Raw genomic sequence first — 22,767 nt, 5'->3', positions numbered from 1 at the left:
AATAACGCAAATTTTTTGCTAACCGACTTTTTGTTGACCGATTCGTTATTAATTGAGGAACCACCATGACTGCGACAGTGTTAGATGGCAAAGCGTATGCCAAACAAATGGAAGCTGAACTTGCCGAGCGGGTTGCCAAGTTAAAACAAGACTCTGGACGCACGCCGATTTTGGCAACGATTTTGGTGGGCGATGACCCTGCCTCTGCAACTTATGTCAAAATGAAAGGCAATGCCTGTCAACGTGTGGGTATGGATTCCTTAAAAGTTGCAATGCCACAAGCCACCACCACCGAGCAGCTATTGGCAAAAATTGCCGAGCTTAACAACAATCCTGACGTGCATGGGATTTTGCTACAACACCCTGTGCCCAGCCAAATTGATGAGCGTGCCTGTTTTGATGCCATTGCGCTGGCAAAAGATGTGGATGGCGTGACTTGTTTAGGCTTTGGCAATATGGCGATGGGCGAGCCTGCGTATGGTTCTTGCACCCCGCAAGGCATTATGTATTTATTAGAAAAAAACGGCGTTGAGCTTGCTGGTAAGCATGCGGTGGTCGTGGGTCGTAGCGCGATTTTGGGTAAACCGATGGCGATGATGCTATTAAACGCCAACTGTACTGTGACCATTTGCCACTCACGTACCCAGAACTTAGCAGAATTGGTCAAACAAGCGGATATCGTGGTGGGTGCTGTGGGGAAACCAGAACTTATCAAAAAAGATTGGATTAAATCGGGCGCCGTGGTGGTCGATGCAGGGTTTCACCCGCGTACCCATGCGGATGGCACGAGCGGTGGCGTGGGTGATATTGAGCTGACAGGTATCGAAGCTATTGCCTCAAGTTATACCCCAGTGCCAGGTGGCGTAGGTCCAATGACCATCAATACACTCATCCGTCAAACGGTAGAAGCGGCAGAAAAAGCAGCAGCAAAATAATGGGTTTGAATTAAAAAAGGAAGTGTTTAAAGCTTCCTTTTTTTGTACATTTTTTTTGTATTCATTTTTTCACCATGACTGGAGATCTCTACGTGACTGATGCTGAAACTTCGACCTATAAAACTTCCCCCTATAAAACCTCAATGCCATCAAATGCTGCTGACTCATCAGCCGTTTTTCACCAACTGATTACCGCATTGCAGCAAGTGTTGCCTAGCGCTAAGCTTGCCAAGACATATGTGCCGCTACTATCTAAGCCGAATCAACCTTTTTATTTATGGCTCATTGATCCAGATTTTTGTCATGAAGATTTGACGCCAGCGGTGATAGAAAATCTGTGGAATAATTGTCCATATTGGGTGTTTGCATGGGCGTCCGGGCAAGTATTGGCGCAGTATATTTTGCGGCAGCCACAGATGGTGCGCAATAAAGTGGTGATGGATTTTGGCGCAGGGTCGGGGATTGTCGGTATTGCCGCAAAAATGGCGGGTGCCAAACGGGTCATTTGCTGTGATATTGATAGCGTGAGCCTAACTAGCTGCCAAGCCAATGCGCAATTAAATGGGGTAACGGCTGAGCTGCTAGATAATTTATTTGAGTTAAAACAGCAATTTGGCATGGATAAAGTCGATGTGCTGTTGGTCGCGGATGTGCTGTATGACAAAGCCAACTTGCCGTTATTAGATGTGTTCTTACAATACACGCATGAGGTTTGGGTGGCTGATAGCCGCGTCAAAAATTTTGCTCACCCGCGCTACCACAAGGTAACGACGTTGGATAACACAACCACTTTGCCCGATATGGATGAAGCCAAGCAGTTTAACCAAGTAGTCCTTTATCGCAGTACCGATTGACTCAGAAATAGCAGGATTATAGTAGTATGAAGTGTATGCCCGCCAAAAACCCTCGCCTTTGTTTTCTGTACTTTTAAGGCTATGAAATAATTTGTAACATAGTTATCGCATTATCGCTATTTTCAAGGCATAATAAGCCACACCCCTATTTTTAATCATCTGTTTGTTCAATACCATCCCCGATGGCATGCACCGCGGCATCATTATTGATGACAACAGCTAGATGATTGCCTTCCCGTTTTACGTTTAGAAAAGGAATCCTAATATGAGTATTTGTATCACTGCCACAGGATTATACACCCCGCCTTACAGCATCAGTAACGAAGAGTTGGTCGCAACTTTTAACCAATATGTTGACAACTATAATGCCAAAAATGCCGATGCCATCGCCCGTGGTGAGAAGACAGCACTCGTGCATTCGACGGCTGAATTTATCGAAAAAGCCTCAGGTATCAAATCCCGTTATGTGATGGAAAAAGACGGAATTTTAAACCCAGATATCATGGCGCCTGTGATTCCTTATCGCAAGCTTGGCGAAGAGATGTCCATCATGGCAGAAATGGGTCTAGATGCACTCAAACAAGCACTGGACAATGCAGGTTTACAAGGTAAAGACTTAGACGGTATTATTGTTGCTTGTTCAAACTTCCAGCGCGTGTATCCTGCCATCGCCATTGAAATCCAACAATATATTGGTATGCAAGGCGGTTTTGGCTTTGATATGAACGTCGCCTGTAGCGCAGCAACCTTTGGTATCGCCCAAGCGGTCGGTCTGATCAAATCTGGCACTGCCAGACGTGTCGCCATGGTCAATATCGAAATTACCTCAGCGCACCTCAACTGGCGCAACCGTGACAGCCACTTTATCTTTGGCGATGTGGCAACCGCGACGATTATCGAAGAGATTGACGAAAAAACAGCCACACCCAAAGGCTATGAAATTTTAGATAGTCATCTGTTTACTCAGTTTTCAACCAATATTAAAAATGAATACGGCTTTTTGGATCGCAGTGAATTCTTAGCCGCTGGTACACCGATGTATCCTGATATCGACGCGCCTGTGACCGACAAATTGTTCTTGCAAGAAGGTCGCAAAGTATTTCGTGAAGTGTGTCCTGCCGTGTCCAATTTAATCCTTGAACTGCTCCATAAAAACCACGTTGAGCCACAACAACTCAAAAAAATGTGGCTGCACCAAGCCAATGCCAACATGATTGATTTGATTTTACGCACCGTGTTGGGCAAAGATGCGGATAAATCAATCGCGCCCATGGTACTGGCAGAATATGCCAATACCAGCTCCGCCAGTCCCATGATCGTGTTTCATAAACACCAAGAAAATATGCAATCGGGTGATTTGGGTGTGATTTGCTCGTTTGGCGCAGGTTACTCAATTGGGGGTGTGTTGGTTAAAAAAGTCTAAGCTTTTTATTGCCTATCACGAAACCCATGCAAATCCCCCCAAAATGTGGCAAAATATCCGATTATTTTGCCATTTTTATTTTTAGGCCCTAAATTAAGCCAAAACTTTTAAGCCATCATTATGAAAGAATCTTTACGTTTTCGCCTTGACCAAATGTCTGACCGTTTCGAAGAAGTCACCGCCATGCTGTCTGAGCCAGAAACCATGAATGACAACAAAAAATTCCGTGAATTATCGGTTGAGCACAGTGATTTATCAGCATTGGTCGATGTCTGGGGCAAATACCGCCAAGCGGAAGAAGATTTGGCAACCGCTGAAGAAATGCTGTCAGATTCAACGGGCGATGGCGACATGAAAGAAATGGCACAAGAAGAAATCCAAGCCGCCAAAGATACCATCAATGAGCTTGAAGACGTGCTCAATGTGATGATGCTGCCTAAAGACCCGAATGATAAAGTGCCTGCCTTCTTAGAGATTCGAGCAGGGACGGGCGGCGATGAAGCGGCGATTTTTAGTGGGGATTTGTTCCGTATGTATGAGCGTTATGCGGCAACCCAAGGTTGGACAGTGGAAGTATTGTCCGAGAACGAAGGTGAGCATGGCGGCTATAAAGAAATCATCAGCCGCGTATCGGGCACGGGTGTATATGGTCGCTTAAAATTTGAGTCGGGTGCACACCGGGTGCAACGGGTGCCAGAGACTGAAAGCCAAGGACGGGTGCATACTTCGGCTTGCACGGTCGCGGTGATGCCAGAAGTTGAGATTGATGATACCGTGGATATCAACCCTGCCGACTTGCGTATCGATACGTATCGTGCCAGTGGTGCAGGTGGTCAGCATATCAATAAAACCGACTCTGCAGTGCGTATTACCCATATTCCAACAGGCACGGTGGTCGAGTGTCAGCAAGAGCGTAGCCAACACGCCAACCGCGATAAAGCCATGAAAATGTTGGTATCCAAAATTCAGCAAGAAAAAGTGCAAAAACAAATCGATGCGTCGAGCGATATGCGTAGAAACCTTGTCGGTAGTGGTGACCGCTCGGAGCGCATTCGTACTTATAACTTTCCGCAAGGGCGAATGACCGACCACCGTATTAATTTAACGCTGTATAAACTCGATGCGATTATGCAGGGTGACTTAGATGAGCTTCTCGACAGCCTACTGCGTGAGCACCAAGCCGATTTGATGGCATCGGTGAGTGGGGAAGAATAACGGGTATGTTGGATTAATAGGATAAAACTTTATTTTTACCATTTGGCATAAAAATTTTAACTTTTGATAGTGTAACTAAAATTGTGGGAAAACATCATGTCACAGCAAAACCAAACTGAAAATGCAGCAACCGAAGCGCATGTGGAAGACAGCCAAGACGTCAACGAACTTATCAAACAACGTCACAGCAAACTTGATTTAATCAAACAAGCAGGCAGAAACCCTTATCCAAATCAATTCAAACGCAAAGAATACGCCCAAGATTTGCAGCAGCAATTTGCCGATAAAGACAAAGAAACATTGGCAAACAGCGATAAAGTCATGGTGACTGTCGCTGGTCGTATCATGCTCAAACGGGTGATGGGTAAAGCCAGCTTTGTGACCATTGCCGACATGACAGGGCGTATCCAAGCCTATGTCAGCAAAAACGACTTGGGCGAAGAGATTTACAATGACTTTAAAACGTGGGATATCGGTGACATTATTGGTGTGACAGGTTATGTATTTCGTACCAACACCGGTGAATTATCTGTGCATGCCACCGAAGTACAGTTATTGACCAAATCATTACGCCCACTGCCAGACAAATTCCATGGGTTAAGCGATACGGAGGCTCGCTATCGTAGCCGTCACCTTGACCTGATGACCAATGAAGACAGCCGTAACGCCTTTATTATCCGTAGTAAAGTCATCGCAGGTATTCGTGAGTATATGCTAAATGAGCGTTATATGGAAGTTGAAACCCCGATGATGCACGTCATTCCAGGTGGTGCGGTGGCTCGTCCATTTGTCACCCATCACAATGCGCTTGATATGCCGCTTTTTTTACGCATTGCGCCAGAGCTGTACTTAAAACGTCTAGTCGTGGGTGGTTTTGAGCGTGTGTTTGAGATCAACCGTAATTTTCGTAACGAAGGGGTATCGGCGCGTCATAACCCAGAATTTACCATGATTGAGTTTTATCAAGCCTATGCCGATTATGAAGATTTGATGAAACTGACTGAAAATATGTTTGAAAAACTGGCAAACGATATTTTAGGTACCACGGAGATTGATTATCAAGGTGAAGCAATTAGTTTTAAAGCGCCATTTGAACGCTTGCCAATGACCAAAGCGATTGAAAAATACGCGGATAATTTTGACATGAGCAAAATTGCAGACCGTGATTATCTAGCGGATTATGCCAAAAACGTACTCAGACAAGACGTTAAAGACATCTTTGGGATTGGCAAACTGCAAACCATCATCTTTGAAGAAACCGCAGAAACCAAACTGCGCCAACCAACCTTCGTCACAGAATATCCTGCCGAAACTTCACCGCTAGCACGCCGTAACGATGACAATAGCGAGATTACTGACCGTTTTGAACTATTTATCGGCGGGCGTGAGATTGCCAACGGCTTTAGCGAGCTCAATGACCCAATCGACCAAGCCGAGCGGTTTAAACAACAAGTGGCTGAGAAAGATGCAGGCGATGATGAAGCGATGCATTATGATGCAGAGTTTATCGAAGCATTGTCCTATGGCTTGCCACCGACTGCAGGCGAGGGCATCGGTATTGACCGTTTGGTGATGTTATTTACCAATGCACCGAGTATTCGTGATGTGATTTTGTTCCCCCATATGCGACGTAAAGACGTCTAAAAAATACCAATACAGCGTTAATATAGCGTTAGCTTTGAAAACCGCAGTCATTATGGTGACTGCGGTTTTTTTATGATAATCCAGTCCTCAACAAAGCCAACCCTTACCCTTATTGAAGCCAGTAATATCAAAGATATCTTTTGAAACAAAACTAATAAAAAATCGGCTCAACTCATCAAATAATCAGTGTTAGACTAAACTGTATTTTTCGCTCAAACCCGTCTATTTTCTGACCTATCGTTGAGAAACGTTGACTATGACAGACCCCCGTTCAGACAAGCCTTTGGAAACCCCACCTGTTTTGCCGCCTACGTATCGTAAACCTAACAAATTTAATGTAATCCTCCCTTGGATTCTGTTACTACTAGTCCTGTTGGCGGGCTTGTGGATGATGACCAAGCCACAGTTGCCTTGGCAAAAAAATCAAGCGATGGTAGCCAGTCAGACCAGTTGGCAGCCGCCCAAATCTGAGCCTGTCGATACTAAAAAACTCGGTGATAATCCAAATGCTGCGGTGGCCTCTTATCACAATGCTGTCGCTGTCGCTGCCCAGTCAGTCGTCAATATCTATACCACGCAAAAAATCGAGGAGCATCCCTATATGAATGACCCGATGATGCGCCGCTATTTTGAATATCACGGTATCCCCAATGGCGAAAGCGATAATACCAATTTAGGCTCGGGTGTCATTATTTCGCAAGATGGCTATATCGTCACCAACTCGCATGTGATTTCCAAAGCCGATAACATTATCGTGATGCTCAATGATGGTCGTAAGGCAACGGCAAAAGTCATCGGCAACGATGTGGAAAGTGATTTGGCGGTGATTAAAGTTGATTTGACAGGGCTGAAACCCTTAGGATTTCGTGAACAGTCCACCCAAGTGGGTGATGTAGTGTTGGCAATTGGCAACCCGTTTGGGGTCGGTCAAACCGTCACCCAAGGCATTATTTCGGCAACGGGGCGCACGGGACTCGGTATCAACACGGTGGAAGATTTTATCCAAACCGATGCCGCTATCAATCCCGGTAACTCAGGGGGTGCGCTGGTGGATGCTTATGGTCAGCTGGTTGGTATCAACACCGCGATTTTTTCACGCTCGGGCGGCTCAATGGGCATTGGGTTTGCCATTCCTACCGAGATTGTCAAGCTTGTGATGAATGGCATTATTAAAGATGGTAAAGTGCACCGGGGCTGGCTTGGGATTGAATTACAAAGTTCGATGAAAGACCCAACCAAGCTAGGTGATGACACCCAGGGCGTTGAAGTGATGAACGTGATGCCCGATGGTCCTGCCGCCAAAGCGGGCTTGCAAAAAGGGGATATCATCACCGCAATGGATAATAAACCTGTCAATGATGCCAATACACTCATTCAAATGGTCGCACGTAAAGCACCCAACAGTGTGGTCAATCTCCAAGTGATGCGTAATAAAGCGCCAAGCAGCGTCAATGTGACCCTAGGCGAAAGACAACCCCAAGAGACTTTGACCGAGCTACCCACCTCACAAAACTTTGACCAAAATAATGATAGTGCTAATCAAAATGGCACCAGCAATGAGGATGACATTCGAGCAGAGTTAATGGAATTACTGAAAAAACATCATTAAACGTTATTCAAAACTTCAAAACTTCAAAAGTTTGCTGCGTTGCGGTTAGTTAGGTGCTTTACCTGCTCTGGTTGCCTGCTGTGGTTATCTGTTTTCATTACCTGCTAAGGTCAAACCACGCCCGCCATCCACTGCAATAATCTGCCCTGTGATATACGGGGCAGCTGCCAAAAATACCGCCACTTGCGCGATATCTTGCGGTGTGCCAATTCTTTTTAACGGTACGGCGCGGCAGATTTTGTCAATCGTTTCAGCGGTGAGCGCTTGCTCAGAGCCCTCTATGGGTAAAATGTTAATACCTGGTGCAATGCCATTGACGCGGATATCGGGTGCTAGTTCGATTGCTAGCGACTGCACCATCATTTGGTGCGCGGCTTTTGCCATGTTATAGACTGTATAACCCCCAAATGGCTTGCCATTGGCGTGAATGTCCAAAATGCTGATAATACAGCCTTGCGATTTTTTTAGATAAGGGTATAAATATTGGCTGATAAATAACGGGGTTTGCGCATTGGTCAAAAATAAATTTTGCCAGTCTTGCTGAGAGATTTGACCAAAGGGCGTCGGGTAAAAGCGTGAGGCATTATGAACCAAACAATCCAATCGACCAAAACTGTTGATTATGCGCCAAGTCAATTGTGGTAACGTTTCAAAATCCTCTAAATCCCCTTGCACACTTTTTGCTGACTGTGGGCGAATGGCATTACAGTAATCAACAAGTTCCATGGCTTCTGATTCGCTGGTGTGGTAATGGATGATGATATTATAATTGGCTTGATGCAGTGCCAGCACAAGCGCCCGACCAATTCGTTTGGCGCCACCTGTGACACACGCCACGCGGTACGGATTGGATACTTCGCTTATCGCGGCTGGATTTAACATCATTTGCTACCTACGTCTATTTGATTAAGCGGTTTGTCGTTTTAATCATTCATGCTTTAATTCATATAAGCCCAATTGGTTGGGATTGGAAAACCTCATGATTATCACACACCTTAAACGAGCGACACAACTTTATCAAGCGCTGCAAGATTATCAGCAAAGCACCCATGCCTTTAGCCAAAGCATCACCAAATGGCGCACCAAGTCCTAACGATTTACCTTAAATTTACATAAAAAAAGAGCAGGAGTCATCCCACTCTTAATTTTTGACACTTAAAAATTAGTTAGCTTTAAAATAGTTAACTTTAAAAAAAATTAGTTACCTTGCTCAAGCGTTTGTTGATAGGCTTGGTCAAAATTGACTGGCGCAAGTAACAATTGTGGGAAGCTACCACGGGTCACAATGTCACTGACCACTTCACGGGCATAAGGGAACAATACGTTTGGACAATACGCACCTAAAATTGCTCCCAATTGTTCTTCAGGGATATTTTGCAACATAAAGATGCCCGCTTGGTGTACTTCTGCGATAAATGCGGTTTCACCACCGTTATTAGCAGTCACATTAACGGTTAATATCACTTGGTAATGGTCATCATCCAACTTTTCAGCGGCACTTGATAGGTTGATATCAAGCTCTGGTTGCCATTCACGGGTAAATACATCTGCACCCGGTACTTCTAATGACATATCTTTAACATAGATACGCTCTAGCGCCAGTTGTGGTAAGTTTTGTTCGTCTGCCATGGTAGTGTCCTCAATTAACTGTTCTTACGGGAATTATAACAATATGACAGCTTTAACTTTATTTAAAAACTAGTCTAAAAACTATCAACTGTATTTATAATGGGGGTTATTTATCTAGTAAAGTTCTAGTAAAGTTTTTTAATCTGCGAACGGTTAATCCGCTAATAGACCATCAAGTTTGCCTTGACGCTCAAGACCAGCAAGTTGGTCATAACCACCAATGAAATTATCGCCAATAAAAATTTGCGGTACTGTGCGGTAATTATTGGTTTTTTGCGCCAATGCCTGACGTTCCTCTGTGGTCACATCATACATATTAACTTCTTCAAATGCTTGGCCTTTGTTTTTTAATAGCATTTTAGCTTGCATACAATAGGGGCAAGTCGGTGTGGTATAAATTTTCACCATAGCCATAACAATCTCCTTATTTCTGGATTTTCTAAATTGGGTTAAAAGCTTATTATCAGATACCGATGAGATAATAAAGCGTTATTGATGGTTATGGGGCTTGGCGATTTAAATTTCAAATTGTGAACAGCCAACCAATCTTATTTGGTTTTGCCGGACACGGTTTTTTCTACCACTAAAGGTAAACCTGCGGCTTGCCAATTGGTAATACCACCATCAAGACGATAAACGTTGTCGTTACCAATCATTGCCACGGCGGTACCCGCCGTCATACCCATTTGGCAAACGATGATAATAGGATGGTCAGCACTGCGAAGTGCGTCAACGTGATCTTTTAGTTCAGTAAACGGGATATTGCGGCTGCCTTTGATATAGCCTTTTTCAAAATCTTTTCGTGGTCGGATATCAATCAGCTGAGCGTTTTGGTTGTTAACCATCAAGCCCACTGCATTTGGATTGATTTTTTTGCCGCCGCGTTTGTTCTCAAGCATAAAAAATAGCACAATTAGCACAAACATGGTGCCAAATAAAAATGGGTGATGACCCATAAACTCAAACCAACGTTCCAAGATATCCTCCACAGGGGCATTGCGTCAAAATTATCGTTTGATTGCCCATAAAAAATTGACTGTATTATAACGGTAGTTGTCAATTTTAAGAAACTTTTATTTAGTCTAATATTTGGTCTAAAATCGCAAGCTTAAAAATCCTGCGAGGCCGCTTCTTGTTGCAGTAGCACCAAATTCTCCACCCGCCTTGCTAGCACTTGCCCGTCTGTCACCGCCTGCCACATCGCACAATTGGGCGTGGACTCGGTGTGTTTGCAATCGCGAAAACGGCAGTAGGGGGCGAGCGGCGCAAGCTCGATAAAGCCTTGCAAAATATCATCAGGGGTCAAATGCCAAAGCCCATATTCGCGAATACCGGGCGTATCAATAATGGCGCCTTTGCTGAGCGCCATCGGGTCAAACGCTAAAAATCGGCTGGTGGTGGTAGTATGTTGACCCAACTGTGAAATGGTTGAAATTTCATTGACTGATTGTCCCGCAGCAGGCAATAACTGGTTGACCAAGCTGCTTTTGCCAACCCCTGATTGACCAGCAAAAATCACATTCTTGCCGGCGACGGTGTTTTTTAGTTGGGTTAAGTCACCATTTGATTGGGTCACTAAGGTGGCATAGCCAAGCTGCTGATAGGCTGACAGTAGCTCTGTCACCTCGCTATGACTGCCATCTGCCAACAAATCGGCTTTATTTAAAATTAGCAATGGCGTGATGTCTGAGTGATGGCAAGCCACCAAATACCGATCAATCAGCTGGGCAGACGGCAGCGGCAGCGGCGCAAATACGACCGCTAAAATATCGACATTGGCGGCGATGGGTTTGAGCTTGTGGTAACGGTCGGGGCGGCTGATGATGCTTTGTCTATCATAAATCGCTTCAATGCGCCCAAGTCCTGTATTTGGGTCAGCGATAAAACGGACTTTATCCCCAGTGGCAATCAGTGGCAAGTTGGTACGGGTGTGACAACGCCAAACACTGTGCAGGGTGATGGGTTGCCAAAACGGTTCTGGCTCGTCAGCGGCGACAATCGGTTTTTCAGGCAGGGTTTGCGGTAGGCTAGTGGCTTGGACTTCGAGCTGCTTGCCAAAGTTTGCGACAACAATGCCATCCATCAGCTGGGCATCGTCCAGCACTTGCTGGGATTTTTGTTGTTTTTGGATGCGGCGGGTTTGCTGGTCAGTGAGTTTACGTTTACGGATTAACGCCATACGCTATTCACTACATCAGCCACTAGGGGATTTTTTACCATACTAACACCTTATAAAATTTTGCAATACTTTTAGGCTCGCTACATGAGCACGCATGAGCAATCGCCAACAAAACCAATATTTTACCTGTAAAATCTGCTAAGATGGCGGATTATTTGTTAAAGAGTATGAAAAGGCAACAGTATGGCGGTTGATAAAAAACATCTGATTTGGATTGACCTTGAGATGACAGGTCTAGATACCCTCAACGATACCATCATCGAAATAGCGACGATAGTGACTGACAGTGAACTCAATATCTTAGCCGAAGGTCCTGTGTTTGCCATTCATACGCCTGACATTGTGCTCAACAGCATGGATGATTGGAACACGCGCCAACATGGGCAATCAGGACTGATTGACCGTATTCGCCGTAGTAACGTGACGATGGCTCAAGCAGAAAGCGAAACCATTGCATTTTTGAGTAAATATGTCGAATCAGGACGCTCACCGATGTGTGGCAATTCGATTTGCCAAGACAGACGGTTTTTGGCACGTCAAATGCCAACGCTTGAGCGGTTTTTTCATTACCGCAATTTAGATGTGTCAACGGTCAAAGAGCTGGCTTATCGCTGGCGTCCCGATATTTTGTCAAGCTTTGAGAAAAAAGGAAATCATTTGGCACTTGATGATATCCGCGATTCGATTCGTGAACTGCGCCATTATAAAGAGCATTTTTTTAAGTTTATTGGTTAACAGTAAAATTTTTAAAACGATACAATTCATATCATAATACTTGAAATTATCCAAAATTTTAGGCATCATAAGCTGACAAAAGGAATTTGTTAGCTTGACTTGGTACAAGTAAATCGAGATACAAGTAAGTCAGTACGAGTGTAAATCAGCAATAGTTGCGAGCCCATCGCAAATAAACTGGTTACATCAAGCCAGATTTATTTCAAGTCAGCGTTATTTTAAGCCAGTGGGTGACCGTTAACACTGGCCTTATTCCTATTTCATGGACGACATTAGGAGCCTGTCATGGACAATCTTGACACCCAAACCCCGCAATCTACCCATCCTGATTATCAAAGCTACCACTATCAAAGCTATATTGACCAATTCAATATCGACGAACTTGAACAGCAAATCCTGCAAGGTTGCCGCATCAATGGTATCAACGGCTATGTAGAATGTGTGGGTCGTCATGCCCAGTCTGATAAAGCAAATAAAGTCGCGCTAGTGCATGAAGACACCCAAGGCAATATCCATAAAATCACTTACGCACAGCTCGATAAACTAAGCGGTAAAATGGCAAATCTGCTCACTTCTTTGGGGGTGAAAAAAGGCGATCGGGTATCAACCATGCTGCCCCGCACACCGACTTTGTTAGCGGTAATTGTGGGTGCGTGGCGCATTGGTGCGGTATATCAGCCATTGTTTACCGCATTTGGTGTCGAAGCGATTGAATACCGCCTTGAAAAAGCCGATACCAAAGTGGTTTTCACCGACAGCCATAACCGTGAAAAATTCAATGATATAAACCCACTACCAAACATGGTGATGGTGGGCAGCGAGCAAGCTGCCAAACAATATGGCGATTGGCATTTTAATAGCCTAATGGCAGCGCAAAGGGAAGACTTTGAACCTGTGATGCTAACAGGGGAAGATCCTTTTTTGCAAATGTTTACTTCAGGTACCGTGGGCAAGTCAAAAGGTGTGGCAGTACCACTTAAAGCGCTAACCGCATTTTATTTGTATATGGTACACGCAGTGGGTTTAAGCGATAATGATCGGTTTTGGAACATGGCTGACCCAGGTTGGGCATATGGCTTGTATTATGCGATTACAGGACCTTTGTTAGTGGGTGCTACTACCCACTTTAATGAGTCAGGGTTTGATGCCAAACATACATTAGATTTTATCAAAAACCATAAAATCACTAATTTAGCCTCATCGCCCACCGCATTTCGTATGATGAAATCAAGCGGTGTTTTTGACAACAAAGCTGATGAGTTACCGCTATTGACGCGTATTAGCTCAGCGGGTGAGACGTTAAATACTGAAGTGGTGACGTGGATTAATGACAATCTTGGCGCATCTATTCTTGACCATTATGGACAAACCGAATTGGGGATGGCGTGCTGCTGTCATCATAAGTTAACCCATGATCAGCCAATTGGCTCAATGGGTATGCCCTTGCCAGGTTATCGATTGGCGGTACTGGATGAAAACTTTAATGAAGTAGGCGCAGGCGTACAAGGTCAACTAGCCGTTGATGTGGCGAACTCGCCATCCTTATTTTTCCAAGGCTATACGTGGAACGAAAAAAATCCGTTTGAAAATGGCTATTATCTGACGGGCGATATGGTCGAACAGCATGATGATGGCACTTTTTGGTTTGTCGGGCGTGATGACGATATTATTACCACCGCAGGGTATCGCGTGGGTCCTACCGATGTCGAGAATACGGTAATGGAACACCCGTCGGTAGCGGAGACCGCGGCAATTGGCGTGCCAGATGACATACGCGGTCACATCATCAAATCCTATGTTGTGCTCAAAGACGGATATGCCGCTAATGACGAGTTAGCCAAAGACATCCAAAGCTTGGTGCATGCACGGTTATCTGCTCATGCGTATCCACGTATCGTTGAGTTTATTGATGCCTTGCCAAAAACCCCAAGTGGTAAAGTGCAACGTTTTATGCTGCGTAGCATGAGTGAGGCGCACTAACAAAAATTTTATCCCTATCCAAAAGAGCATCTAGTGTTTGCTAGGCTTTTTTTATCAACAAAAAATAACAGGTTAACGGAAAAACAATGCAAGTACAAAATAATACATTTTTGGTCACAGGCGGCGCATCAGGTTTAGGTGAAGCGACAACCCGTTATTTGGTGGCGCATGGCGCAAATGTTATCATCGCTGATTTGAACCAAGAAGCCGGTGATAAATTAGTGGCTGAATTGGGCGACAACGTGATTTTTGCAAAATGTGACGTCACCAGCGAAGCGGATGTCAAAAACGCGATTGAGGTGGGTGTGACCAAATTTGGTAAATTATCAGGGTCAATCAACTGTGCTGGTATCGTGGTGGTGCAAAAATTACTGGACAAAGAAGGCAATCCAGCCGATTTAACCACCTTTGCCCGTGGTATCCAGATTAACCTCATCGGTACTTTCAATGTGGCGCGACTGGCGGCGGCGGCGATGGCAAAAAATACTGCAGACAGTAATGAAGATAAAGGTGTGATTATCAACACCGCTTCAATTGCCGCATTCGATGGTCAGGTCGGACAGGGCAGTTACTCGTCATCCAAAGCAGGTGTGGTGGGCTTAACTTTACCACTCGCGCGTGAACTACAGCGCCATCAAATACGTATCATGACCATCGCCCCAGGGGTGTTCGGCACACCGATGATGGCAAGCCTGCCAGAAGCTGCCCGTACCAGTCTTGAGCAAGCCGTGCCTTTTCCCAAACGTTTGGGCAACCCAGAAGAATTTGCTAAATTGGTGGCACACATCATCGAAAATAGCTATCTCAATGGCGACGTCATTCGTTTGGACGGCGCTATTCGCATGGGTTAATTCAGGTGATTGTTGACGGTAACTGGGAAAGGCAACTGGCAACAGTAACTATCAACTTAGCCCTCTAAAAAAGCCACTCTGAGGAAGATTGGCTTTTTTTATTAACAATTTCACGGGGACTATTTGGTAAGTCACTATTTGGTGAGTATTAGGCGGTTATTACGGGTCAATCGAAGACGGTATTCTTCGCCGTCATGCTGAATGCGAATCTCTTTGGTCAGCGCAAATAAATGATTGGAATATAGCGTAGGCAAGGAACTTTGTTGGATGAGATTGGCGCGATTTAATAAGTGTAGCATGGGATACTCCTTTTCTCTGTAAGATAGGCGAATAGTGTGTTTAATTGATAATGATTATCATTTATATTTGATGGGTCGTCAAGTGACTTTTTTCACTTTTTCATCAAATTTAATGCTTTATAATTGGTAATAATCAACAGTTTGAGAAAAATATGTCAAAAGTCGTCAATGTGGCAGTCGCGGTGATACATTTTAACAATCAATATCTACTGGGATTTCGCCATGCCAGTCAACACCAAGGCAATCGCTATGAATTTGTCGGGGGAAAAATTGAGCCAGATGAAACCCCAATACAAGGGTTAATCCGTGAAGTCCATGAAGAGATTGGCTTGGATATCGGGCAAAATATTGCAGTCAAAATGGGGGTGATACGCCATGATTATGCTGATAAAACCGTGGCATTGCATGTTTTTAAAATTCAAGTGAGTCAAGCGCAGTTTGATGGTTTACAACAGGGTAAAGGCAAGGAAGGTCAAACGGTCACATGGGTTCATCAGTCAGACCTGGTTGCTAATCAATACCCGCTACCCGATGCTAATGCCCGCATTTTAGATTGGTTAAAATTGCCCAATGCGATTTATATCACGCAGCCCTTAGATAGCTTCGTTGGTGTGGATATGTGGGTTAATTTTTATAGCCAAAAACTGCCCCAAGGTGCCCATTGTTATCTTCGCCCGCAAACTAGCCAGGAAAATGCCACCGCTACGATTGATGCCTTGCTAACGATAAGGGCGGATATCACCCCGATTATTCAATATGCAACACTAGCGTGCTTACTTGAGCGCTTGCCTGAGCGTTTAGATGGGGCGTTAAAAAACGGCATGGTACATTTAAATCACCAACAACTCGTCACGCTGAATTTCTTAAACCTATCAAAAAATTATCGCTATTTTGGCAGTTATCATGACCAACATAGCCTAAGCAGATTAAATACTTTGGCAACCTCGCATACTGTAATGGGCTGTTTTTTATCCCCGGTGAAAGCCACACCGACACACCCAGAAACCTTTCAAAATGGGGGCATGGGCTGGCAAGTGTTCGGCGAATTAGCAAAGCTTAGTGATGTGCCGGTGTTTGCACTGGGCGGGGTGGGGCAGGCAGATTTAGCCACCGCCTATGAGCATGGGGCGATGGGAATCGCGGGTATTCGGTTATTGGTCGACAAGGTATAAAAAATAGCCAACAGGGTGATTTTTTTGTTACAATTTGGTTACATATTTTGTGGGTGGTATGAGCGATTTGCTTTTTTAACTTACTTTTTTAACGTAGTTTATTAACTTGCTTTTTTAACTCAATTGGTTTGCTATCGAAACTGTGTACAATCTTTGACCCAATAAAAAACGCCTATAACCGTTTGGGCGTTGCTATTTGACAATAGCGTATTAACTGTAACAACTGGCTGACAAAAAAACGCCCCAATAGTCACCGTTTGAGTGTTTATTTTGGGCTAAAATGACTACTTTAATGCGCAGTAAGACTGAGTAAAATAAGGTGATATAGACAATGAAAATAATGAGTAAAAAAACGCTAGCAGTGGCAGGTATTGCAGGGACATTGCTTGCGATGAGTGCTTGCTCCACCACCCCCACCAAAACTACCGCAACCAAAACCACCGCCAAGCCCACAAGCGTTGGCAAAGCTCAGGCGGTGCAAAGCGTTGATTTAAACCGTTATGCGGGCAAATGGTACGAAATCGCCCGTTTACCGATGTTTTTTCAGCGTAACTGTGCCAGTGATGTCACCGCCACTTACACCCTACAACCGACAGGCAAGGTGGAAGTCAATAACCAATGTATGGGCAAAGATGGCAAACCCATGCAAAGCATTGGTGAGGCCACCAAAAATGGCGACAGTGGCAGTAAACTTAAAGTTACTTTCTTGCCGCAAGGATTGCGTTGGTTGCCTGTGGGTAAAGCCGATTATTGGGTGCTTGCTTTAGACCCCAATTATAACCATGCGTTGGTGGGTACACCAAATCAAAAATACTTGTGGATTTTGTCACGCACACCCACGATGGATGAAGACACTTATCAAACCATGGTCGCTACCGCAAAATCTCAAGGCTACGATGTCAGTAAATTGCAAAAAACCGTACAAAACAGCCGATAATCTAGGTAGTTGAAACACCCTGCTTTAAAATTGCTAAAACGCCTAAATTCCGTTACAATTTAGGCGTTTATTTTTGCTGCATTTTCCACAGATTTTATTTTTCCTTCACAAAAAAAGGTCATACTATGTCTGCCAATCTCTACCAAGACCACCTCACCAATCGCAAAAATCAAGAGGCCCAAGCGGTTCAGTTGTTAGTTGAGCTAAATACCCTAGCCAATAAAGGCGTCAATGTGTTGTTTTTTGGCAACCGCATTGCGCTAAATCTTGTTGATATCATCGCCCATCATGACAAAAGCGCCCTTAACATCGCTGATACACTCGCTTTTGCCACCGCGTTAAACGACCAAAATCTAAGCCATACCACTGTAGATTTGGGTCAAGCGGTCAAAGCAGACAAACAAGCCGACAGCTTTACCAGCGGTGACGAAGTGCCTGCGACAGATGTCGTGTTGTACGGTTTTGGTCGTATCGGTCGTATCTTGGCTCGGTTGCTGATGAGCCGTCCTGCTTCAGATAAAGGCTTACAATTAAAAGCCATCGTCGTCCGTCCAGCCGGTGAAGCAGATTTGGAAAAACGTGCAAGTTTGCTTGAGCGTGACTCGGTACATGGCTGGTTTGATGGCTCGGTGGTGGTGGATAAAGCAAACAGCGGTATCATCGCCAACGGTCGTTTTATCAAAGTCATTTATGCCGCTGACCCAAGCGAAATCGACTACACGTCTTATGGTATCGACAATGCCTTAATCATCGACAACACCGGTAAATGGAAAGATGAAGCAGGTCTTGGCAAGCATTTACAGTCAAAAGGTGCCAAAAAAGTGCTATTGACTGCCCCAGCGTCGGGCGATATCAAAAACATCGTTTATAATGTCAATGATGATACCATCGGCAGTGATACCATCGTGTCAGCGGCAAGCTGTACCACCAATGCGATTACCCCTACGCTCAAACTCTTAAACGATAAATACGGCATTGAAAACGGTCACATGGAAACCATCCATGCATTCACCAATGACCAAAACTTGGTTGATAACCACCATAAAGCCGAGCGTCGTGGGCGTGCTGCAACTTTAAATATGGTGATGACAAGCACAGGCGCTGCCAAAGCGGTCAGTAAAGCGATTCCAGAATTAAAAGGCAAATTGTCAGGCAGCTCGGTACGTGTACCAACGCCAAACGTGAGCCTTGCGATTTTGAATTTGAATTTCAAAAACCCAGTCAATTCAAGCGATGAACTCAATGCCTTTATCAAAGAAGCCACTGAGAGTGAACAATGGCAAGCACAAATTGCTTACTCAGATTCGGATGAAGCCGTTTCTACCGACTTTGTGGGCTGTGAAAAAGTGGCGATTTGGGACGCCAAATCTACGCTTGCGCAAGACAACCGTGCAGTGATGTACCTATGGTATGACAACGAAATGGGCTATAGCACCCAAGTATTGCGTGTCGCTGAAACCATGGCAAAAAATGCCTAAGTGTTCCTAAGCGTTAAGGACGATGACAAAACCGCTCAATTTTGGGCGGTTTTTTATTGGATAAAATTTTAAACATCGATTGTTCAAATTTTTCTTGCTAAAATTCATGCTATAATATTTGGTTATTCAAGAATTTAAGGAAAGTCTTCAATGCGTTTTATCGATGAAGCAATCGTAACAGTCAAAGCAGGCGATGGCGGCAATGGTATCGTCAGTTTTCGCCGAGAAAAATACGTCCCCAAAGGTGGTCCCGATGGCGGTGATGGCGGCAAAGGCGGTGATGTGTACGTGGTGTGCGACGACAACACCAACACCCTCGTCGATTACCGGTTTACGCGTCGCTATGATGCCAAACGCGGCGAAAATGGCGGCGCCAAAAACTGTTCAGGTCGTGGGGCGGATGACATCTATCTATCTGTGCCCATCGGCACCACCGTGGTTGATACCGAAACAGGTGAGGTCTTAGCGGACTTGACCAAAAAAGGGCAAACGGCGAGGATTGCCAAAGGCGGTGACGGCGGGCAAGGTAATACCCATTTTAAAACCTCCACCAATCAAGCACCACGACGGGCCACCCCAGGTTTTGCAGGCGAATTAAAAGTCTTGAAGTTTGAGCTAAAAGTGGTGGCTGACGTGGGTCTTATCGGTCTGCCAAATGCGGGTAAATCTACCTTTATTCGTCAAGTCTCTGCTGCCAAACCCAAAGTTGCCAATTATCCGTTTACCACCCTGGTACCGAATTTGGGTGTCGTGGATGTGGGCAAACACCGCTCATTTGTCATGGCAGATATCCCAGGTCTGATTGAAGGCGCCTCTGAAGGGGCAGGACTGGGTATTCGCTTTTTAAAACACGTCGCTCGTACCCGTCGATTATTGCATCTGGTCGATGTACAGCCCATTGATGGTAGCGACCCGGTGGCAAACGCCCAAGTGATTTTTAATGAGTTAGAAAAATTCTCGCCAGAGCTGTCAAAACTGCCACAGATTTTGATTTTAAATAAAATCGACCAAGTGCCCGAAGAGTCATTAAACCAACTTTGCACCCACATCGTGGCAGAGCTTGGTTGGACAGGGATGGTTTTTCGTACCTCCACGCTCACCGGGGAAGGGGTTGATGCCGTGGTTTGGCATTTGATGAACGAAATCGAGCAAGAGCGCGAGATGGAAGAAACCGATCCCGACTTTGCTGAAAGTCAGCGGTTGCGTTTTGAACGACTGGAAGCGGAAGTGCGCGCCAATACGGAAGAACAAAAAGAAGCGTATCGTGCCAAACGTAAAGCCGAGCGTGAAGGTCGCGCATTGGATGAAGATGACTTTGATGACGACGACTACGATGACGATGATGGCGTGGAAGTGGTCTACGCACCTTAGCGGTGATTGAAATAGCTTTAAAAAGGTTAGCGCAGGCTAACCTTTTTTATTAGGTGAATTTAGATAAGGACCGGTCATTTTTTTAATGCTTTGACAATGTGGGGTAATTCACCATAAAACACCCCAATGCCTGTTCCCATCAAGCCGTGATTGGCGAGCGAAATGGTCGACACGCGAATGACAGGCAGATCATGCCAACCAAAATGGGTCGCCAATAAATATTTAAGATACTCGGTGCTTTCATGATGCCCCGTATCTGTCAAATAGATAAACGCGGGTTGATTTGCGGCAAGTTTTTCGACGGTTTTTCCCATGGTGATCAGGGTTTTTTCAAGCTTACGCACTTTTTCTACCGCGACAATCTCACCAATTTGATTAATTTGCATAATCGGTTTGATATCAAATAAGTTGGCAACAAATGCAGCAGGGGAGGACAATTTTTTGTTGCGAATAATATAGTCCAAGTCGCTGAGGGTAAATAAAAACTCACTGCGACGTCGCAAATCGTCAAGTTTTTTTGCCACGTCTTCAAACGATTCACCTTGCTCAATCAACACTTTTGCCTCGTACGCCAGCGCCCCTTCAGCAATATTGAGTGTTTTGGTGTCATACACAAAGATGTGCAGACGATTGGCATAATGTACTTTGAGTTCTTCGAGCATGGGCAAAGTTTGGCTAAATTTGGACGAGATGCCGCAAACAAATACCTCAGTGACTCCGCGAGCAATCAAATCATTAAACAACAGATGCATCTCATGGATGGATGGCGGAAATGTCCTCGCCACCGATTTGAGGTTGGTTTTCATAATGGTTGCTAGACGTTCACTGGTGATATTTTTACCATCGATAAAATCAACGTTATTGATGTTTACGTGTAAGCGCAGAATGTCCATGCCTTGCGACAATCCAAGGGCTTCAAGACAAGATGAGGAAGTGGTGACGACAGCTCTTTTCATAAATTTGATAAACCCAGTAGCCCATGAAGATGAGCAAATTTATATAAAAGCAAAGTTGATAGCAAGTTATCCTCATCTAAATTGAGAAAACCTCAAGTCGATATTTTTTAGTTGACAATGTCAATTTGTTTTTTCAATGGTTGCTATTTAATTGGGATAAAAATGCGTATGGCAAAAACGTGTGATATTTAACGGCTACCGGCATCGATTAGCATTTATAAACCCAGTAAAAATTGTTACAATGCTCAGCCAAGCCATTATGGCATTTAATTTGATTAAAAAATTGCACTTGACTGATTATGACTATCAACTTATGACTGCCACCGCCTCACCTAACTCAACTAAAAAAGCCCTTAAGTCCAACACTATTGTGGTAAAAATTGGTTCATCGCTACTGACCAATAATGGTAAAGGCTTGGATCGCACCGCAATTTATGAATGGGCGAAGCAAATCGCCAAGCTGCATAATGAAGGTTATCAAGTCTTGCTGGTATCCTCAGGGGCAGTGGCAGAAGGGGTGGTGCGGATGAATTTGGAAGAACGTCCCAAAAAATTACAAGCCTTGCAAGCCTGCGCCGCCATTGGGCAGATGGGATTGATTGAAACTTGGTGGTCGGCGTTGATTCAGTATGGTGTACAAAGCGCGCAGTTGCTACTGACACATGACGATCTTGCCAATCGAAATCGTTATCTCAATACCGCCAGTACGTTAAATCAGCTACTTGAATGGCGCGTGCTGCCTGTCATTAACGAAAATGACACCGTCAGTGTCGATGAAATCAAGTTTGGTGATAATGACAGTCTAGGTGCGATGGTGGCAGCCATGGTCAAAGCTGATTTGTACATCATATTGACCGACCAGCAAGGCGTATTCACCGATAATCCTCGTACCAACCCGGATGCGAAGCTGATTAAGACCGAACGAGCAATGGCAGATTATTTGTTTGACGTAGCGGGAGATGGTGGCAAATTGGGTCGTGGCGGCATGATTACCAAAATTCGTGCGGCAAGGCTTGCGGCAATGGGTGGTTGTCCCACCGTGATTGTCAGCGGCAGCATCGATACTGTGATTAATCGCGTGGTCAAAGGGGAATCCTTAGGTACGATGCTCACCACCAATGACGATGATAAACGCATTGCCAAAAAACAATGGCTAGCCGCTCATCTGCGTATGGCAGGTCGCTTGGTGATTGACGATGGCGCAGTGGATGCCATCATTAAAAATAACAAAAGCTTATTGCCTGTCGGTGTGATTGAAGTCCAAGGTGATTTTGATGAGGGCGATGTGGTGGAGTGCGTTGATAAAACAGGGGTACGTATCGCGGTCGGTCAGGTGGATTTCTCATCAAATGAAGCTAAGCGCATCGCTCGCAAACGCAATAGCGACATCGAAGCGATTTTGGGTAAAAATGAGGAACGGCACGTGATGGTACATCGTGATAATATGGCGATTATCGTATAATTTTCGACAATTTTTGATTGAAATTTAACTAATTTTAG

Annotated in this window: 21 protein-coding genes; 14 read left to right on the top strand and 7 right to left on the bottom strand. The window is 44.7% G+C overall.

Annotated features, from left to right (window positions below; all coding sequences use genetic code 11):
- Positions 1-65: 65 nt before the first annotated feature.
- From folD to RT143_RS03335, 6 genes are all read left to right on the top strand, one after another.
- The gene (gene folD / locus RT143_RS03360; protein ID WP_036589930.1) at positions 66-935 is read left to right on the top strand and encodes a bifunctional methylenetetrahydrofolate dehydrogenase/methenyltetrahydrofolate cyclohydrolase FolD; all 870 of its coding nucleotides are present in this window, start codon (positions 66-68) and stop codon (positions 933-935) included.
- Positions 936-1,078: 143 nt separating this feature from the next.
- The gene (locus RT143_RS03355; protein ID WP_313091286.1) at positions 1,079-1,789 is read left to right on the top strand and encodes a class I SAM-dependent methyltransferase; all 711 of its coding nucleotides are present in this window, start codon (positions 1,079-1,081) and stop codon (positions 1,787-1,789) included.
- 265 nt (positions 1,790-2,054) lie between these two features.
- Positions 2,055-3,212: a beta-ketoacyl-ACP synthase III gene (locus tag RT143_RS03350; protein ID WP_313091152.1), complete on the top strand. Its 1,158-nt coding sequence runs from the start codon at positions 2,055-2,057 to the stop codon at positions 3,210-3,212.
- 120 nt (positions 3,213-3,332) lie between these two features.
- Entirely contained in the window at positions 3,333-4,427 is a 1,095-nt protein-coding gene (gene prfA / locus RT143_RS03345; RefSeq protein WP_060994394.1) for a peptide chain release factor 1, read from the top strand.
- Positions 4,428-4,523: 96 nt separating this feature from the next.
- Complete coding sequence (gene lysS / locus RT143_RS03340) at positions 4,524-6,071, top strand: lysine--tRNA ligase (RefSeq protein ID WP_313091151.1); 1,548 nt, start codon at positions 4,524-4,526, stop codon at positions 6,069-6,071.
- A 256-nt stretch (positions 6,072-6,327) separates the two neighbouring features.
- On the top strand, positions 6,328-7,680 hold the full coding sequence (locus RT143_RS03335; RefSeq protein ID WP_313091150.1) for a S1C family serine protease: 1,353 nt from the start codon (positions 6,328-6,330) through the stop codon (positions 7,678-7,680).
- An 84-nt stretch (positions 7,681-7,764) separates the two neighbouring features.
- Here the strand turns inward: RT143_RS03335 and RT143_RS03330 are convergent, their stop codons facing one another.
- The 5 genes from RT143_RS03330 to rsgA all read right to left on the bottom strand — a co-directional run bounded on the left by RT143_RS03330 (position 7,765) and on the right by rsgA (position 11,488).
- Positions 7,765-8,565 (bottom strand): pteridine reductase, encoded by an 801-nt coding sequence (locus RT143_RS03330; protein ID WP_313091148.1) that lies wholly within the window; start codon positions 8,563-8,565, stop codon positions 7,765-7,767.
- A 312-nt stretch (positions 8,566-8,877) separates the two neighbouring features.
- Positions 8,878-9,309 carry a protein-export chaperone SecB gene (secB, locus tag RT143_RS03325; RefSeq protein ID WP_007114956.1) on the bottom strand — a complete coding sequence of 144 codons (432 nt, stop codon included), beginning with the start codon at positions 9,307-9,309 and terminating at the stop codon, positions 8,878-8,880.
- Positions 9,310-9,462: 153 nt separating this feature from the next.
- Positions 9,463-9,723: a glutaredoxin 3 gene (gene grxC, locus RT143_RS03320; protein WP_036589920.1), complete on the bottom strand. Its 261-nt coding sequence runs from the start codon at positions 9,721-9,723 to the stop codon at positions 9,463-9,465.
- A gap of 134 nt (positions 9,724-9,857) precedes the next feature.
- Positions 9,858-10,286, bottom strand: a complete 429-nt coding sequence (locus RT143_RS03315; RefSeq protein WP_007114958.1) for a rhodanese-like domain-containing protein — start codon at positions 10,284-10,286, stop codon at positions 9,858-9,860.
- 131 nt (positions 10,287-10,417) lie between these two features.
- A complete protein-coding gene (rsgA, locus tag RT143_RS03310; protein ID WP_313091145.1) occupies positions 10,418-11,488 on the bottom strand; it encodes a ribosome small subunit-dependent GTPase A in 1,071 nt (356 codons plus the stop codon).
- Between the two features lie 183 nt (positions 11,489-11,671).
- On the opposite strand from rsgA, the gene orn reads away from it, so the two are divergent.
- The 3 genes from orn to RT143_RS03295 all read left to right on the top strand — a co-directional run bounded on the left by orn (position 11,672) and on the right by RT143_RS03295 (position 15,054).
- Entirely contained in the window at positions 11,672-12,223 is a 552-nt protein-coding gene (gene orn, locus RT143_RS03305) for an oligoribonuclease (RefSeq protein ID WP_099808247.1), read from the top strand.
- Between the two features lie 285 nt (positions 12,224-12,508).
- Positions 12,509-14,203, top strand: a complete 1,695-nt coding sequence (locus RT143_RS03300; protein WP_313091142.1) for an AMP-binding protein — start codon at positions 12,509-12,511, stop codon at positions 14,201-14,203.
- Between the two features lie 86 nt (positions 14,204-14,289).
- A complete protein-coding gene (locus RT143_RS03295; protein ID WP_313091141.1) occupies positions 14,290-15,054 on the top strand; it encodes an SDR family NAD(P)-dependent oxidoreductase in 765 nt (254 codons plus the stop codon).
- A 134-nt stretch (positions 15,055-15,188) separates the two neighbouring features.
- On the opposite strand, the gene hemP is transcribed toward RT143_RS03295, so the two are convergent.
- The gene (hemP, locus tag RT143_RS03290) at positions 15,189-15,353 is read right to left on the bottom strand and encodes a hemin uptake protein HemP (protein ID WP_007114963.1); all 165 of its coding nucleotides are present in this window, start codon (positions 15,351-15,353) and stop codon (positions 15,189-15,191) included.
- Positions 15,354-15,505: 152 nt separating this feature from the next.
- Here hemP and RT143_RS03285 point away from each other — a divergent pair, with 152 nt between their 5' ends.
- From RT143_RS03285 to obgE, 4 genes are all read left to right on the top strand, one after another.
- The gene (locus tag RT143_RS03285) at positions 15,506-16,525 is read left to right on the top strand and encodes an NUDIX domain-containing protein (RefSeq protein WP_313091139.1); all 1,020 of its coding nucleotides are present in this window, start codon (positions 15,506-15,508) and stop codon (positions 16,523-16,525) included.
- Positions 16,526-16,856: 331 nt separating this feature from the next.
- A complete protein-coding gene (locus RT143_RS03280; protein ID WP_409519683.1) occupies positions 16,857-17,462 on the top strand; it encodes a lipocalin family protein in 606 nt (201 codons plus the stop codon).
- 125 nt (positions 17,463-17,587) lie between these two features.
- The gene (locus RT143_RS03275) at positions 17,588-18,940 is read left to right on the top strand and encodes a glyceraldehyde-3-phosphate dehydrogenase (protein WP_313091136.1); all 1,353 of its coding nucleotides are present in this window, start codon (positions 17,588-17,590) and stop codon (positions 18,938-18,940) included.
- 150 nt (positions 18,941-19,090) lie between these two features.
- Positions 19,091-20,311 (top strand): GTPase ObgE, encoded by a 1,221-nt coding sequence (gene obgE / locus RT143_RS03270; protein ID WP_203172067.1) that lies wholly within the window; start codon positions 19,091-19,093, stop codon positions 20,309-20,311.
- A 74-nt stretch (positions 20,312-20,385) separates the two neighbouring features.
- Here the strand turns inward: obgE and RT143_RS03265 are convergent, their stop codons facing one another.
- Positions 20,386-21,267, bottom strand: a complete 882-nt coding sequence (locus RT143_RS03265) for a DegV family protein (protein WP_313091135.1) — start codon at positions 21,265-21,267, stop codon at positions 20,386-20,388.
- Positions 21,268-21,580: 313 nt separating this feature from the next.
- Between RT143_RS03265 and proB the strand changes: the two genes are divergently transcribed.
- Positions 21,581-22,729 (top strand): glutamate 5-kinase, encoded by a 1,149-nt coding sequence (gene proB / locus RT143_RS03260; protein ID WP_313091134.1) that lies wholly within the window; start codon positions 21,581-21,583, stop codon positions 22,727-22,729.
- The last annotated feature ends 38 nt before the right edge of the window (positions 22,730-22,767 follow it).

This window comes from Moraxella sp. CTOTU48268 (genome assembly GCF_032069585.1).
GTDB classification, from domain to species: Bacteria; Pseudomonadota; Gammaproteobacteria; order Pseudomonadales; family Moraxellaceae; genus Faucicola; species Faucicola cinerea.
Note: the sequence above shows the minus strand (reverse complement) of the source record. Positions and strands in the feature narration are given on the sequence as shown.